A 15,433-nucleotide genomic window follows, 5' to 3' on the forward strand; every position below is an offset into this window, starting at 1 on the left:
CGACGCCAGGGCGATGCGCAGAGCGGCGGCCTTGCTGATGCTGGACATGGCGAACTCTCCTTCGGGCGTGCGGCGCAGAATAGGGTGCGCCGCAACCCCGGCATGCCGACCCGAATCAATCTTTGTCGCGTCGGCGCGTCGGTTTACGGTTCAGTCTTCCGCGCCGCCAAGCCGGCGGGCGCGGAACGACATGGGCAATTTCGGCGTCCGCTCGAGCGGATCGATGAAGTAGCTCTGGCCGTTGGCCAGGTGCAGCTCGCCGCCCCATTTTTTCGGGCCGGTGAATTCCAGCGAGACGATCCTTTCTTCCAGGTCCTTCTTCGGCAGGTAGAAGAGCAGGCTGCCGCCGTTGTCCTGGCTGATCATGATGTTGGCCATCTGCGTTTCCTTGCTGAATGAAAATCGCCGGCGCCTTTCCGACATCGCCTCGCGACGGCCCGAACAGGCAACCGCCAGCGATGACGGGCACAAAAAAAGCGACGCGGTAAGGGGACCCACGTCGCATAAGGAGCTCGGTATCAGCGCACCAAGTCGAAGTTGAAGTCGGTGACGCCCATTTGCATGGTGTCGGCATCGAGCTTCTCGAGGACCGCGTTGACCAGGGTGGTCAGCATGGTCATCGCGCCTTCGTAACCCAGGGTGGTGGCACGGTGCAGGTGGTGGCGGTCGAAGATCGGGAAGCCGATGCGGATCAGCGGAACTTCGGCGTCCTTGCCCTTCTGCAGGGTGTCGCGCTGGATGAACTTGCCGTAGGAGTTGCCGATCATGAAATCGGGCTTCTCGGTGAACACCAGCGAGCGCAGGTGCCAGAGGTCATGGCTGTGGAACAGCTGGGTGGAGTGGTTCACCGGCGCCGAGGCTTCGAGCATCTTGTTCATTGCCTTGAGCCAGCGCTTGCCACCGTTGTTGCACAGTACGTGAACCGGCTCCGCGCCCAGTTCCAGAAGGAACTTGGTCATGCCCATGGTGAAGTCCGGGTCGCCCCACAGCGAGAAGCGCTTGCCGTGCAGCCAGGTGTGCGAGTCGGTCATCATGTCGACCAGGCGGCCGCGCTCGGTGGTCAGCGATTCGGAGATCGGCTTGCCGCTGATCTTCGATACCGCCATCAGGAACTCGTCGGTCCACTCCAGGCCCATCGGAATGTTGAGCTTGGGTATTTCGTGCTTCCAGGTGTCCGTGACCAGCTTGCGGGTTTTTTCCATCTGCAGCGGTTGCAGGAAGATGGTGGTCAGGGCGTTCGGCGCGTCCTTCACTTCATCCTGGGTGGTGCCGCCGGCGTACATGCGGAATTCCCCGTCGGCCGGGGTATCCAGCACTTCGGACGGATCGGAGAGCAGGCTGTAGTCGACGCCCATCTCGCTCATCATGCGTTTCATCACGCGGAAGTTGCCCAGGTAGGTCTCGAAGCCCGGCACCAGGTTGATCTTGCCGTTGCTGCCGACGACCTTGCCTTCCATGTGGTTGAGGGTGAAGTAGCGGGCGATGCCTTCGAACATGTTGTCCCAGCCGGTCACGTGGGAGCCGACGAAGGACGGGGTGTGCGCGTAGGGTGTGGCGAAGTCCTGGTCGATGTAGCCTTCCTTCTTGGCGTTGTTGATGAACGCGTTGAGGTCGTCACCGATGACTTCGGCCATGCAGGTGGTGGAGACGGCGATCATGTCCGGCTTGTACAGCGCCTTGCAGTTCTCCAGGCCGTCGTACATGTTCTTCTGCCCGCCGAACACCGCCGCGTCTTCGGTCATGGAGTCGGACACGCAGGACAGCGGCTCCTTGAAGTGGCGGTTGAAGTAGGTGCGGAAGTAGGCGACGCAGCCTTGCGAGCCGTGCACGTAGGGCATGGTCTTCTCGAAGCCGATCGAGCAGAGCACCGCGCCCAGCGGCTGGCAGGCCTTGGCCGGGTTGATGGTCAGGGCTTCGCGCTGGAAGTTGAGTTCCTTGTATTCGACGCTGGTGGTCCAGAGGAAGGTCTCGTCGACCTTGGCCTGGCCGTGGCTGTTCTCGAAGTTGGCCTTCTTGTCACCCAGCGACTGCTTGTATTCGTCCTTGCGGAACAGCGGGTAGCTGGGCTTGATGTCGTCTGCGTTTTGCATGCTGCTCTCCTCGCCGCATCGCCAATCTGCGAATCACGGCTAGAAATAATGCGGTGGGGAACGGCCGGCGGCCGCCCCGCTGAAACCCGACGCCGCACCCGCGGCGTCGGGCAGACGCGTATCGCGGTCAGGCGATGGCGCGCTGCTCTTCCTCGACGGGCTTGAGCCACGGCGGGGTGAGGTTCTTCCAGCAGGGGTTGTTCAGGGTCATGTCCATGTCGCGGGCGAAGATGGCGAAGCCGTCATAGCCGTGGTACGGACCGGAGTAGTCCCAGGAGTGCATCTGGCGGAAAGGCACGCCCATCTTCTGGAAGATGTACTTCTCCTTGACGCCCGAACCGATCATGTCCGGCTTCACGCGTTTGACGAATTCCTCGAATTCGAAACCGGTGACATCGTCATAGAGCAGCGTCGCGTTGCCCATTTCCGGAACGGTACGGTCGTAGTCGTCGTTGTGACCGAACTCGTAACCGGTGCCGACCACGTCCATGCCCAGGTCCTCGTAGGAACCGATCACGTGGCGCGGGCGCAGGCCGCCGACGTAGAGCATCACGCGCTTGCCTTCCAGGCGCGGGCGGTACTTGGCGATCACCGCGTCGACCAGCGGCTGGTACTTGGCGATGACGCGCTCGGCGCCTTCCTTGATGTGGTCGTCGAAGAACGCGGCGATGGCCCGCAGGCTCTCGGCGATCTTGGTCGGGCCGAAGAAGTTGTACTCGACCCATGGGATCCCGTACTTCTCTTCCATGTGCCGCGAGATGTAGTTCATCGAACGGTAGCAGTGCAGTAGGTTGAGCTTGGCTTTCGGGGTGTTTTCCATTTCCGCCAGGGTGCCGTCGCCAGACCACTGGGCGATCACCCGCAGACCCATCTCTTCAAGCAGGATGCGCGAGGACCAGGCGTCGCCGCCGATGTTGTAGTCACCGATGATGGTGACGTCATAGGGGCTCGACTCGAAGGCGGTACCGCCGCCCTCGCGCTCGAACACCCAGTCGCGGATCGCGTCGTTGGCGATGTGGTGACCGAGGGATTGCGAAACCCCGCGGAAGCCTTCGCAACGCACCGGGACGATCGGTTTGGAAAGCTCCGCCGCGCCCTTCTTCGACACCGCTTCGATGTCGTCGCCGATCAGGCCGATCGGGCATTCCGACTGCACGCTGATGCCACGTGCCAGCGGGAACAGGCCGTCGATCTCGTTGATCAGCTTGGCCAGCTTCTTGTCACCGCCGAAGACGATGTCCTTCTCCTGGAAATCCGAGGTGAAGTTCATGTCGCCGAAGGTGTCCACGCCGGTGTGGCCGACGTAGTAGTTGCGGCGACCGGCGCGCGAATACTGGCCGCAGCCGACCGGGCCGTGGGAAATGTGGATCATGTCCTTGATCGGACCCCAGACCACGCCCTTGGAGCCGGCGTAGGCGCAACCACGGATGGTCATCACCCCGGGCAGCGACTTGCGGTTGGACGTGACGCATTTGGTGGTCTTTTCCTGGTCGTTGACGGCCAGGTGCTTGGCGCGGTCTTTCTGCGCCTTCTCCGGATAAACCTCCAGCACCTCTTGGATGAGGGCGGCGGCTTCTTCCTTGCTGAGCGTTGCCATGTTGATCTCCTGCGCCGGCCCACTAATCCGTGGAACCAGCCATAGGTAATGACGGCTTGTTGCCTACGAACGTCCCGCGGGCCTCGCGACCGCGCGGGGGTTCACGCATCAGGCGCTGGCGGCTTCTTCGTGTGCGGCCTTGCCGATGATGCTTTCGTCTTCCTCGTCGAGGATGCCGAACTCCATCAGCAGGGATTCCAGCTCGTCCATGGTGATGGGCGTCGGAATCACGAAGTTGCGGTTGTTGACGATCTTGTTCGCCAGCTGGCGGTACTCGTCGGCCTGCTTGGCCGTCGGGTCGTACTCGACTACGGTCATGCGGCGGATCTCGGCGCGCTGTACGACGTTGTCGCGCGGCACGAAGTGGATCATCTGGGTGCCCAGCTGACGGGCCAGTTCCATGATCAGTTCGTCTTCGCGGGCGGTGTTGCGGCTGTTGCAGATCAGGCCTGCCAGACGCACGCTGCCGGAGTTGGCGTACTTCACGATGCCCTTGGCGATGTTGTTGGCCGCGTACATGGCCATCATTTCGCCGGAGCAGACGATGTAGATCTCCTGCGCCTTGTTCTCGCGGATCGGCATGGCGAAGCCACCGCAGACCACGTCGCCGAGTACGTCGTAGAACACGAAGTCGAGGTCTTCCTCGTAGGCGCCTTCCTCTTCGAGGAAGTTGATCGCGGTGATCACACCGCGGCCAGCGCAGCCAACGCCCGGCTCAGGGCCGCCCGACTCGACGCACTTGATGTCGCGATAGCCGACCTTGAGCACGTCTTCGAGCTCGAGGTCTTCCACGCTGCCGGCTTCGGCGGCCATTTCCATGATCGAGTTCTGGGCCTTGGCGTGCAGGATCAGACGGGTGGAGTCCGCCTTCGGATCGCAGCCGACGATCATCACCTTCTGACCGGCTTCGGCCAGGGCGGAGACGAGGTTCTGGGTGGTGGTGGACTTGCCGATACCACCCTTGCCGTAAATGGCGCATTGACGCAGAGCCATGCTGGTTTCTCCTTGTTGCGTGGAATTGACGAAGCGAAATTCGCCCTCGCAATTCCCTAGCGCAAGGCCTGTGCCAGCTTTTGCCTGGTAGTTAACTCATTGAAATAAATCAAGATAATAAAAAGTTGCAGATCGTTGTAGCGGTGTCGGAGGCGACAACGACAAAGCCATTGTCGGAGTGGCGACAAGCCTGAACGACCTTGTATCGGTGTCGCTATACCCACTTTTCAAGTAAGGGTATAAGGAGGCGATTCGCTCACAGGAGGAGCCGTCATGAAGATCGCCTTCGCTACCCAGGATTACGCTCGGATCGCCAAGCACGCCGGCCAGGCACGCCATTGGCTGGTGTTCGACACCGAGTTCGCCGAGCGCCCGGCGCAACGCATCGAGCTGCAGCGCGAGCAGACCTTCCACCACCTGGCCGACGGCGCCGCCCATCCCCTCGACGGGGTCGAGCTGATCGTCGCCGCCAGCGCCGGCGACGGTTTCGTCCGCCATCTGCGCAAACGTCGGCAGGAGGTACTGCTCACCGAACAGGGCGACCCGCACCTGGCCTTCCAGCGGCTGCTGCGCGGCGAAACGCTGCCCGCGCCCGGCTTCGACCCGGCGCGCGTGTTGTGCAAGATCCACGACCTGTTCTCGAGGCATTGAGCGATGAGCGTATCCGTACTCGATGACGGGCAGCTTCACCAACTGCTTCGCGACGACGTGCCCTCCGGCGACCTGACCACCAATAGCCTCGGCATCGGCGGCCTCGCCGCGCGCCTCGACTGCTCGGCACGCCAGGCCATGACGCTGTGCGGCGTCGAGGAGGCCGCGCGGCTGTTCCAGTTGCTCGGCGCGCGGGTGGACATGCATGCATCCAGCGGCCAGGCGCTGGCCGCCGGCACGCCGATCCTCTCCGTCGAAGGCCGCGCCGGCGCGCTGCACCAGGGCTGGAAGACCGCGCAGGTGCTGATGGAGTGGGCCAGCGGCGTGGCCACTGCCAGCGCCGCCCTGGTGGCCGCCGCCGCGTCGTTGCCGGTGGCCTGCACGCGCAAGAGCGCGCCGGGCACCAAGGCGCTGGCCATCAAGGCGGTTCGCGCGGGCGGCGCGACGCTGCACCGGCTCGGCCTGTCGGAAACCCTCCTGCTGTTCGCCGAGCACCGGCTGTTCCTCGACCAGGCGCCGGGCGACACCCTGGCCAGGCTGCGTCGTCGCGAACCGGAAAAGAAGATCGTGGTGGAGGTCGGCGATCTCGGCGAGGCCTTGCGCTGGGCCGAGGCGGATGTCCTGCAGCTGGAGAAATTCACCCCGGCGGCGCTGGCGGCGGTGCGCCGGGCGCTGGAGGACTGGCCGTCGCGGCCGCTGCTCGCGGCGGCTGGAGGCATCCATGCCGGCAACGCGGCGGAGTACGTCGCTGCCGGGGCCGATCTGCTGGTCACCTCATCGCCGTTCTCGGCGCCGCCCAAGGACGTACAGGTACGTTTCGGCCGGCCGCTCGCCACTGTGTAGCAAGTGCGACATCAGGGCCGCACTGTGCGTCGCAGACCGTACCAAAGGACCCTGGTGTTCACAGGAAATCTTTATGATTCAATGGGTTGAAGAGTTGGCGCCGGGTTTGCAATGGATCGTTAAAACCCGGTGAGGAACCCGCCATGCCCCCCGAGCTCCCCGTAGAACTGATCGCCGCGCGCCGTGCCGGCACCCTGGTGCCGATGCTTGGTCCGGCCGCGCTGGATGGCGTGGTCGACGCCCAGGGCCAGGCCATTCCGGCCGACAGCGAGAGCCTGATCCTGGCGCTTAATAACGGCCAGCCGATGGCCAAGAAGCTGATGTACGAGTTTCCCCGCGCCGCAATGAACGTCGAGCTCAAGCGCGGCCGCAGCGCGCTGGTGCGCTTCTTCGACGCCACCTACCGCGACCATGCCTGGAGCGCCTCGGCGCTGCACGGGCGGATCGCCGAGCTCGAACCGCCCTACGTGGTCGATTTCAACCGCGACACCCAGCTACAGGATTTCTGGGCCACCCGGCCGCACCTGCTGGTGGTCGGCATCGCCCGGCTGAGCGGCGAATTCGCCCGCTACCGGCTGTTCCAGCACGATGGCGAGGGTTACCGCGCGGTCGCCGAGGACACCCTCGATAGCAACCTGCCGGTGTTGTTCAAACCGGTCGGGGCGGCGCGCCCGGAATCCCTCTACGTCGCCTCGGACGCCGACTACGTCGACTACCTCACCGAACTGATGGGCGGCTTCGGCATGCCGGCGTTTCTCAAGCAGCGCCGCCTGGGCATGCAGTACCTGCTGATCGGCCTGCGCCTGAACCGCGACACTGAACGCATGCTGCTCTCCGACATCGTCTGGGGCGCTGGCGAACCCGCCGGCTGGGCCTGCATGCCGGAGTGTTCGGCCAAGGAGCGGCGTTTTCTCGAACGCGCCGGCTTCGTCGTTCTCGACCTTGCCCCAGAGCAAGTCCTGAACGGTTTGAGTCCGCATCATGAACCCCTCGTCCGCCATCCCGCCGGAGCACATCCATGAGCCACGCTTCCTACCCGCTGCACCTGCACTACATGGGCCTTCCGGCTCTGGACAATTCGCGCCAGGCCTTCTTCGGCCTGCTCGGCGCCCTGCCCTTCGCCGAACGCGAAAACACCGCGCCGCAGGTGATCGAGCGGATCATCGAGCGGGCCCGTGAACACTTCGCCCTGGAAGAACGCTTCATGCAGGCGACCGCCTACGGCGAGCAACGCGAGCACTGCGAAGAGCACCAGGAAACCCTGGACATGCTGCAACGCATGCAGGCGAGTTTCGGCCAGGCCAACGGCCGGCGCAGCCGCGAAGCGCTCTACCAGCGCGTGCTGCGCAACCTCGACGAACACATCCAGAGTCTGGACGCCTGCCTGGCGCTGCACCTGCAGCGTCCGCAAAGCTGGGAAGCGCAACAGCAGGTCGCCTGAAGGCAGTCCATTCCGTCGCGTTCCCCGGAGGTCGCCCATGAGCGCACTGCACCTGAGCCGCCCCTTGCTGAATGCCGAGCAGGTCTGGCTGGCGAGTAGCCACGGCCTACCCAACGACCGCTGGCTGGCGCGCATGCTAGCCAGCCAGCGATTCGGACACAGCGCCCTGCCGGACGGTCTGGGCCTCGCGCCCCCGGACTTCGAGGTTCTGTTGCAGCGGCATTTCCCCGGCCTGGGGCAGGCCCCGGGCGCTGCGCTGCCGGCAGCCAGTCACCGGCGCGACGATTGCCAGGCGCTGGAGCAATTGCTGTTGAGCCACCGTGCCGGCAACGATCCCAGCGAAACCTGGATGGCCAGCATCCTCGCCCACGGCTGCCTGGGGGGCGATCACCTCTGGTACGACCTCGGGCTCTGGTCGCGCGACGACCTCAGCGCGCTGCTGGCGAGCAACTTCCCTGCCCTGGCCGAGCAGAACCGCTTCAACATGAAGTGGAAGAAATTCCTCTACCGCCTGCTCTGCGCCGGACGTTACTGCCGCTCGCCGAGCTGCCAGGGCTGCATCGAGTTCAGCGAGTGCTTCGGCCCGGAAAGCTGAGCGGTCCATCGACCAGGTCATGGCCCGCTTGCGGGCCATAGGGTGGGCCGGGTGCAACCCGCGATCATCGTGCGGCAACGCGGATTCATCGGCGCTACGCGATGTGCCGATCGGGTCCGGTTCCTGATCATTTCAGAGCAATGACGGCCGCGTAGGGTGGGCTTCAGCCCACCGTTTGCCCGGCCCGCCGCACGGCTGGCATCTCAGCCGTGCTTGCCGCAGGCGCAGCCTTCCAGGCCGCTGCCGATGCTTCCCGCCGGCAGCTCCAGCAAGCTGTCCACTTGTGCGGCTTCGAAACCCACCAGGAAGCGTTCGCCGCGTTGCAGCAGCGGCCTGCGGGCCAGCAGTGGTTCGCTGAGCAGCAGCTCCAGGGCTTCTTCGGCGCCGAGTTCCTGCGGGCGGATCTCGCCGGAGGCGACCCTCGGGGCGGTCGGGTTGAACCATTCGGCCACCGGCAGCGGACCGAGGAATCGCAGCAGGCGTTCGGCCGTCCAGGCCTCGGCGCGCAGGTCGTGGACCTCGACCGGTACGTGCAGCGCGGCGAGTTGCTCCAGCTGACGCTGATTGCCTTTGCAGCCGGGCTTGCCATAGAAATGCAGGGTGGTCATCGGATGTCCTGGGGGATTGAGGAAGGAAGCTCGCCGGCCGACAGCAGGATGCCGGTCAGTGAGCCGGGTGGATTCAGCGCATCGCCCAGCTCGTCGAGGATCGCGCCCTCGATCGGACAGATGCTCGCGCACTGGGCTTCGTCGTGGTCGCCGACGCATTCGGTGCACTTGTCCGCATCGATGAGGAAGTGTGGCTGGGCCTGGTAGATCGCATCGTTCGGACAGACCGGAACGCAGGCCCAGCAGTTGACGCAGCTATCGATTATTTCCAGGGCCATCGGGGTTCTCCTCGGTGAACGGCGGCCCCTGTTCCGGGGCCTCTTGGATCGGTGGCGGGTCAGGCGCTCTGCCGCTGCTGGGCGACGTCATCGGTCAGCTTGCCGGCCTCCAGCAGCTCCTGGTAAAGCGCCAGCACGGCTTCCTCGATGGGCTCCAGGGCGTGTTCGCCGTTGGGCTGGATGCCGGCGTTCTCCAGCGCGCTCCAGGGCTCGTAGCCGACCTTGGCGCAGAGCACCGCGCGGCAGCCTTCCAGTGCGTCGATGATCTTCGCCAGCGCGCTTTCACCTTGGCCGCAGCTGCTGTCGCCTTCGCAGTAGGGCGTTTCCACCCGGCGGTGGCCGATGAAACGCACGCCGGCGGGGGACGCTTCGTAGATCAGGAACTCGCGGGCGTGGCCGAAGTGTTCGTTGACCAGGCCGCCGCCCTTGGTGGCCACCGCCATCAGCGCGGTCGGCCCGGACGCTTGCAGGATGGGCACCGGCGCGGGTCCGTGCTGGCGGCGTTGGGCGAGCTCCTCGGCGATATCGGCGTGAACCCGGGCGCGGGTTTCCATCGCCGCGGCGTAGTCGATTTCCATGGCGTCGATCTTTTCCAGGGTGAACTCCGCGCCACGGTCTTCGCCGAGCAGGCCGACCGCATCGGCACGGCACTGGCGGCAGTGGCGCATCATGTTCATGTCGCCGGCGCAGGCATCCTGCAGCGCCTGCAATTCGGCGTGGCTCGGTTCGCGCTGTCCGGTGAGGCCGTAGAAGGTGCCGTGCTCGGCTTCGGCGATCAGCGGCATCACGTTGTGCAGGAAGGCGCCCTTCTCCTTGACGATGCGCGAGACCTCCTTGAGGTGCTCGTCGTTGACGCCGGGGATCAGCACCGAATTGACCTTCACCAGGATGCCGCGCTCCACCAGCATCTCCAGCCCGCGCTGCTGCTGCTCGATGAGGATGCGCGCGGCTTCGATGCCGCGGATGCGGCGGTTCTGCCAGAAGATCCATGGATAGATCTTCGCGCCCACCTCGGGGTCGACGCAGTTGATGGTGATGGTGACGTGGTCGATGTTGTGCTTGCTCAGCTCCTCGACGCTCTCCGGCAGGCTCAGGCCATTGGTCGAGACGCAGAGTTTGATGTCCGGGGTTTGCTCGCTGAGCATGCGGAAGGTGTCGAAGGTGCGCTGCGGGTTGGCCAGCGGGTCACCCGGCCCGGCGATGCCGAGCACGCTCATCTGCGGAATCGCCGCGGCGACCGCCTTGACCTTCTTCACCGCCTGTTCCGGGCTGAGCACCTCCGACACCACGCCGGGGCGCGATTCGTTGGCGCAGTCGTACTTGCGGTTGCAGTAGTGGCACTGGATGTTGCAGGCCGGCGCCACCGCGACGTGCATGCGCGCGAAGTAGTGGTGGGCGTCCTCCGAGTAGCACGGGTGGTTGAACACCTTGTCGCGTATCGCCTCCGGCAGATGACCGAGCTGGTCATCGCTGGAACCGCACGAGTTGGCCGCGCAGCCGCCCGAAGGAGACGCCGGTGGGTCGTTGAACAGAACGGGCAGGTCCATGGACGCTTCCTCCGGGTGAGATGAAGCTCGGAGTGCAAGCGCTGTGCCGTTGCCTCTGTCGAACGACAACCCATTGTTTTCAAACGAATCTCGAAAAACGCGCTGGCGCTTTCGGCGATCTGTGTGAACAACGCCCCACGTGCGATGGGAGGAATGTGAGGTTTGCGACAGGCCTGCGCCTTCGCGGCGTCGGGCCTGTCGCCGGGCCCGCGGGCAGAGGCCGCCCAGGCGCCGGCTGGCGGGCCCGCTGCGGCGGTTGGTCGCGAAGGCTGGCGACGGCAAGCTCCTTGCTGGGGATGCTGGGTGGTCGCCTCGCGCGACACTGCCGAACCGGAGCCCGCCGATGAACGATCACCAGTCCCAACGCCTGCTCGATGCCCTCTCCGAACCCTCGCGCGCCGCGCTGCTGGAAGGCTTCCGCGTGCGCCGCCTGGTGCAGGGCGAGATTCTTGGCGGCCCGCAGGAGATCCGCGACAGCGTGTTCATCCTGCGCAGCGGGCGGATTCGCGTGTTCCTCACGTTCGAGGACAAGGAGCAGACGCTGACCTTCCTCGAGCCCGGCGACATCTACAGCACCCACAGCCGCGCCTACCTGCAGGCGATCAGCGAGTGCGACGTGCTGGTGACCGAGACGCGGACCATGCTCGGCAAGCTGGCGGCGCTGCCCGAAGCCGCGCCGGTGGTGATCCGTGTGCTGGCGCAGTCGCTGGGCAACGCCATGCAGATCATCGAGGACCTGGCCTTTCGCGATGTCGAGGGGCGCCTGGCGCGCTTTCTCGACGGCATGCTGCTGCGCAAGGGCGAACTGGTCGACGCGCGCAGCTGGCGCCTGCCGCTGGCGCTGAACACCGAGGACATCGCCCAGTTGCTCGGCACCACCCGGCAGACGCTGTCGTCGCTGATCGCCCGGCTGACCCGCGAGGGCATCCTCGAGCGCGACGGCGGCGGCACCTTCCTCATCCACCGCGCCGACCTGCTGCGCGAACGCAGCGGCTGGCGCTACAGCAGCTGGCGCGCGCAGGACAAGAACGCACTGTCGGCTGGCTGACAGACCGCGCCGCGTCGGCTTCCTAGGATGGCCTTCCAGCGACCGCTCTCCCGCGAGGGAGGGCCCCATTTCCGGAGGCAGCATGAACACCAGCGGCACCACGACCACCTACCGCAGCATCGCCGGTGAGGGCGACCTGCCCTACATCGATTGCGACCACTGCATCCGCCTGATCTACGCGCGCATCCAGCACCACATCGCCGAAGACGACGGCAACTGCGTGCTGTGCCGCTATTTCCGCGAAAAGCTCGGCGACCGCGACGGCTCCGAGGACGATGCCCGGCTGCTGCTGCACGCGCAGGTGAACATCATCCACGAGCTGTTCGAGCGGCGTCAGGACGACGAGGCGCAGACCCTGCTGTACCGGGTCGAGGACGATTGCTGCTGAGAAGTGCGAGCCTGCCGGCGATCCGCACACGGCGATCGCCAGCAGGCGCTGCGCCGCCCGCCAGGCGGGTTACAGCTGCTTCACGCGGATGTTCAGCGTTTGGATGCGGTAGGCGATCTGTCGCGGCGTCATGCCCAGCAGGCGCGCGGCCTTGGCCTGCACCCAGCCGGCCTGTTCGAGGGCGGCGATCACCTTCTCACGTTCGTCGAGGCTGTCGTCGTCCAGCGCCACGGGCTCGCTGCGGCCGACGTTGATCTGCTCGTTGATCCCGGTGAGCAGCACCTGGTCGCGGTCGATCAGGCCGTCGCTGGACATCACCGCGGCGCGCTCCAGGCTGTTCTCCAGTTCGCGCACGTTGCCCGGCCAGTCGTGGTGCATCAGCACCCGGCGGGCGGCGTCGGTGAGTTCCAGCTCGCGGCCCTGCAGGCGGGAGATTTTCTGGATGAGGAACTGGGCGATGTCCGGGATATCCTCCATGCGCTCGCGCAGCGGCGGCATGACGATCGGCATCACGTTCAGCCGGTAGTACAAATCCTCGCGGAACTTGCCCTTCGCCACGTCGCTTTCCAGGTCGCGGTGGGTCGCGGCGATCACCCGCACGTCGACCTTCAGCGTGCGGGTGCCGCCGACGCGTTCCAGTTCGCCTTCCTGCAACACGCGCAGCAGCTTGGCCTGGAACGCCGCGGACACTTCGCCGATCTCGTCGAGGAACAGGGTGCCGCCGTTGGCCTGCTCGAAGCGGCCCTGGCGCTGGGTCATGGCGCCGGTGAAGGCGCCCTTCTCATGGCCGAACAGCTCGGACTCCAGCAGGTTCTCCGGCAGCGCCGCGCAGTTCAGCTTGATCATCGGCCCGCGTGCGCGCGGCGAGTTGTAGTGGATGGCGTTGGCGATCAGCTCCTTGCCGGTGCCGGTCTCGCCGCGGATCAGCACCGTGGTGTTCCATTTGGATACCTGGCGCACTTGGTCGAACACGTGCCGCATGGCGAAGGAGTGGCCGATGATGTTGTCGAAGCCGTACTGCGCGCGCACCGTTCGGCGCAGCTGGTCGCGCTCGTCCTTGAGCGCCTGCTTCTCGGTTTCCACTTCCCAGGCCAGGCGCACGCTCTGGCCGATCAGGTTGGCGACCATCTCGAGGAAGCGCCCGCGTTCCTCAAGCAACTGCAGGTGCACGGTGTTCGGTTGCGCGGCGAACACGCCGATGATTTCCCGGCTGCTGCGGATCGGCATGCCGATGAACGCGCGTTGCGGATCGTAGATGCCCAGCCGCGAGAGAAAGCGCGGGTCGTCGCCCAGGCGCGGCAAGACCAGTCCGGCGCCCTCGACGAAGACGCTGCCGACGATGCCCTCGCCGGTCTGGTAGCGCACCCCGCCGACGGTCAGCTCCGGCATGCCCTGCACGGCGTACACCAGCAGGCCGTCCTCGCCGGGCGGGGCGAGGCAGACCATGCCGCGCTCCAGGCCGCCGCGTTCGTGCAGCACCTGCAGCACCGAGCTGAGGGTTTCCTTCAGGTTGAGCGAATGAGAGAGCACGCGGCTGACCAGAAACAGGGTTTCCAGCTCGCCGGCGAGGATCGCCTGTAGGGTGCCTTGGTCGAGACGTTCGTTGAACTCAGACATAGGGGATCTGCACCCTTACCTGGCAGCCCTGGCCGGTCGCGGAGTCGATCTCGATCAGGCCCTCGTGGCGCATCACCACGTCCTGGGCCATGGTCAGGCCCATGCCGATGTGCGGCTGGCCGCGCGTCTTGGTGGTGAAGAACGGCTCGAACACGCGGCTCTGCAGCTCGGCGGCGATGCCCGCGCCGCTGTCTTCGATCAGCACTTCGACATGGTCCTCGCGGGCCAGCGTCGTCACGCTGATCTCGCGGGTGCCCTGGCGCCTGGCGTCGATGCCCTCGATGGCGTTGTCCAGCAACTGCTTGAAGAGCATGGTCAGCGAGGTCGGCAGGCCGTTGACGTTGGGCAGCAGCGACTCCGGGCGCCACTCCACGACGATGCCCAGGCCGAGCAGACGCGGGGTGAGGATCCACAGCACGTTCTGCAGGATGGCGTTGAGGTTGACCGGCTGCAGCGGCTCCTGGGCCAGCGCCGGAATGCTCGCGTTCAGGTTGTCCAGGGTCATGCCGCCGACGCGCAGCACGTCATCGAACATCTTCTTCAGCGCCTGCTGGTCGAGCTGCGGCTGGCGTTCCAGCAGCTTGGCCGCGGCGGCGATCATGTTCAGCGGCCCGCCGAGCTGGTAGATCGCCCCGGACAGCGTCTCACGCACGCTGCGCACGCGTTCCTGCTCGGTGAGCAGGGCCCGCAGGCCGCTGGCGCGGATGTGGTCCTGCTGGCGCTTGAGCTCGCTGATGTCCTGCACCACCAGCAGCATGTAGCGGTAGCCGCGGTTCTCGTAGAAGGCTTCGGCGCTGGTGTCCTGCTCGTCGATGAGCGAGCCGGCGCAGCTGAACCACAGCGGCTCGCGGTCCTGCCGGTCGATGCGCACTTCCAGCGGGGCGAAGCCGCTGGCCAGCGCGTTGACCCGGTCGAACGCCGGTACCTCGCGCTCGAGCGCGGAAAGCAGCAGTTGCGCCGGGTCCGGCGCGAGGTCGCCGATCAGCTTCTTGTAGGTCTGGTTGCTGAGCAGCACGCGCTCGCGCGAGTCGAGCAGTACCATCGCCACCTGCGCGGCGTCCACCACCGATTCGATCAGGGTCTTCTGGTTGCGCACCTGGCGTTCCAGGCGGTGCATCTCGGTGACGTCGCGGTGCATGCCCAGGTAATGGGTGATGTTCTGCTCCTCGTCGAGCACCGGGGTTATGGTCAGGTCGGCGAGGTAGCGCGAGCCGTCCTTGCGCCGGTTCACCAGCAGGCCGTTCCACGGCTTCTGCCGCAGCAGCTGCGCCCACATGCTCTCGTAGACGATCGGCGGGGTGACGCGGTAGGAGAGGATCGACTCGTTGCGGCCGATCACCTCCGGCAGGGTGTAGCCGGTGACGCGCTGGAACGCCGGGTTCGCATAAACGATGTGGGCATGGGCGTCGGTGATGGAGATCGCCAGCGCCGACTGTTCGACCGCCTGGCGGAACACCTGGGGCGGAAGCTGATCGTAATCGCCCGGTTCGCTCGGGACGGAGGACGAGTCGGAGTTCAGAGAGGTCGATCTGGACATGCGGGCGTGCTCGCTCACAGAGAGGACCCCGGATAAGGAGCAATAACCGTTCCATTGATAGGGATATGCGCCAGTCCCCAATGCCGCAGCGGCGTGGCGCGCGGCCGGGTCCACATACAGACGCCCGGGGCTGTGTGCCATACCCGACAAAGCCCCACCCTTCGGGCCAAGCCTGACAGCTCCGCGATGCCCTCCGATTG

Annotated in this window: 16 protein-coding genes; 7 read left to right on the forward strand and 9 right to left on the reverse strand. The window is 65.6% G+C overall.

Translation table 11 applies throughout. The annotated features are described in order from the left end of the window. Nucleotides 1–150: 150 nt before the first annotated feature. The 4 genes from nifT to nifH all read right to left on the reverse strand — a co-directional run bounded on the left by nifT (nt 151) and on the right by nifH (nt 4,680). Nucleotides 151–378: a putative nitrogen fixation protein NifT gene (gene nifT, locus QMX85_RS15845; protein WP_282342434.1), complete on the reverse strand. Its 228-nt coding sequence runs from the start codon at nt 376–378 to the stop codon at nt 151–153. A gap of 140 nt (nt 379–518) precedes the next feature. After that, nucleotides 519–2,090 (reverse strand): nitrogenase molybdenum-iron protein subunit beta, encoded by a 1,572-nt coding sequence (gene nifK, locus QMX85_RS15850; RefSeq protein WP_282342436.1) that lies wholly within the window; start codon nt 2,088–2,090, stop codon nt 519–521. A gap of 127 nt (nt 2,091–2,217) precedes the next feature. Further along, entirely contained in the window at nt 2,218–3,687 is a 1,470-nt protein-coding gene (nifD, locus tag QMX85_RS15855) for a nitrogenase molybdenum-iron protein alpha chain (protein ID WP_090231402.1), read from the reverse strand. 108 nt (nt 3,688–3,795) lie between these two features. Then, the gene (nifH, locus tag QMX85_RS15860) at nt 3,796–4,680 is read right to left on the reverse strand and encodes a nitrogenase iron protein (RefSeq protein ID WP_090231401.1); all 885 of its coding nucleotides are present in this window, start codon (nt 4,678–4,680) and stop codon (nt 3,796–3,798) included. A 273-nt stretch (nt 4,681–4,953) separates the two neighbouring features. On the opposite strand from nifH, the gene QMX85_RS15865 reads away from it, so the two are divergent. The 5 genes from QMX85_RS15865 (at nt 4,954) to QMX85_RS15885 (ending at nt 8,210) form a co-directional block, all read left to right on the forward strand. After that, entirely contained in the window at nt 4,954–5,331 is a 378-nt protein-coding gene (locus tag QMX85_RS15865; RefSeq protein ID WP_090231400.1) for a hypothetical protein, read from the forward strand. 3 nt (nt 5,332–5,334) lie between these two features. Then, a complete protein-coding gene (modD, locus tag QMX85_RS15870; RefSeq protein WP_282342439.1) occupies nt 5,335–6,174 on the forward strand; it encodes a ModD protein in 840 nt (279 codons plus the stop codon). A 143-nt stretch (nt 6,175–6,317) separates the two neighbouring features. After that, a complete protein-coding gene (locus QMX85_RS15875) occupies nt 6,318–7,196 on the forward strand; it encodes an SIR2 family protein (RefSeq protein WP_282342440.1) in 879 nt (292 codons plus the stop codon). Then, nucleotides 7,193–7,615: a hemerythrin family protein gene (locus QMX85_RS15880; protein WP_282342441.1), complete on the forward strand. Its 423-nt coding sequence runs from the start codon at nt 7,193–7,195 to the stop codon at nt 7,613–7,615. The genes QMX85_RS15875 and QMX85_RS15880 overlap by 4 nt, the downstream gene beginning before the upstream one ends. A 37-nt stretch (nt 7,616–7,652) precedes the next feature. Further along, on the forward strand, nt 7,653–8,210 hold the full coding sequence (locus QMX85_RS15885; protein WP_282342443.1) for a nitrogen fixation protein NifQ: 558 nt from the start codon (nt 7,653–7,655) through the stop codon (nt 8,208–8,210). A 203-nt stretch (nt 8,211–8,413) separates the two neighbouring features. Here the strand turns inward: QMX85_RS15885 and QMX85_RS15890 are convergent, their stop codons facing one another. The 3 genes from QMX85_RS15890 to nifB are packed head-to-tail and all read right to left on the reverse strand — an operon-like array spanning nt 8,414 to nt 10,643. Further along, nucleotides 8,414–8,818 carry an ArsC/Spx/MgsR family protein gene (locus QMX85_RS15890; protein ID WP_282342445.1) on the reverse strand — a complete coding sequence of 135 codons (405 nt, stop codon included), beginning with the start codon at nt 8,816–8,818 and terminating at the stop codon, nt 8,414–8,416. Further along, complete coding sequence (locus tag QMX85_RS15895) at nt 8,815–9,096, reverse strand: 4Fe-4S binding protein (protein WP_090231395.1); 282 nt, start codon at nt 9,094–9,096, stop codon at nt 8,815–8,817. The genes QMX85_RS15890 and QMX85_RS15895 overlap by 4 nt, the downstream gene beginning before the upstream one ends. A 59-nt stretch (nt 9,097–9,155) precedes the next feature. Continuing rightward, nucleotides 9,156–10,643: a nitrogenase cofactor biosynthesis protein NifB gene (gene nifB / locus QMX85_RS15900; protein ID WP_282342448.1), complete on the reverse strand. Its 1,488-nt coding sequence runs from the start codon at nt 10,641–10,643 to the stop codon at nt 9,156–9,158. 343 nt (nt 10,644–10,986) lie between these two features. Here nifB and QMX85_RS15905 point away from each other — a divergent pair, with 343 nt between their 5' ends. Then, nucleotides 10,987–11,691, forward strand: coding sequence for a Crp/Fnr family transcriptional regulator (locus QMX85_RS15905; protein WP_282342450.1), 705 nt, complete (start codon nt 10,987–10,989; stop codon nt 11,689–11,691). 82 nt (nt 11,692–11,773) lie between these two features. Continuing rightward, nucleotides 11,774–12,079 (forward strand): N(2)-fixation sustaining protein CowN, encoded by a 306-nt coding sequence (gene cowN, locus QMX85_RS15910; protein ID WP_090231392.1) that lies wholly within the window; start codon nt 11,774–11,776, stop codon nt 12,077–12,079. A gap of 69 nt (nt 12,080–12,148) precedes the next feature. Here cowN and nifA read toward each other — a convergent pair whose 3' ends face one another. Both nifA and nifL read right to left on the reverse strand, forming a co-directional pair. Beyond that, nucleotides 12,149–13,696, reverse strand: coding sequence for a nif-specific transcriptional activator NifA (gene nifA, locus QMX85_RS15915; RefSeq protein ID WP_090231391.1), 1,548 nt, complete (start codon nt 13,694–13,696; stop codon nt 12,149–12,151). Next, nucleotides 13,689–15,233: a nitrogen fixation negative regulator NifL gene (gene nifL / locus QMX85_RS15920; RefSeq protein WP_282342454.1), complete on the reverse strand. Its 1,545-nt coding sequence runs from the start codon at nt 15,231–15,233 to the stop codon at nt 13,689–13,691. The genes nifA and nifL overlap by 8 nt, the downstream gene beginning before the upstream one ends. Nucleotides 15,234–15,433 lie beyond the last annotated feature (200 nt).

Origin of the sequence: Pseudomonas sp. PS02288, from assembly GCF_029959715.1 — a bacterium.
GTDB classification, from domain to species: Bacteria; Pseudomonadota; Gammaproteobacteria; order Pseudomonadales; family Pseudomonadaceae; genus Pseudomonas_O; species Pseudomonas_O kuykendallii.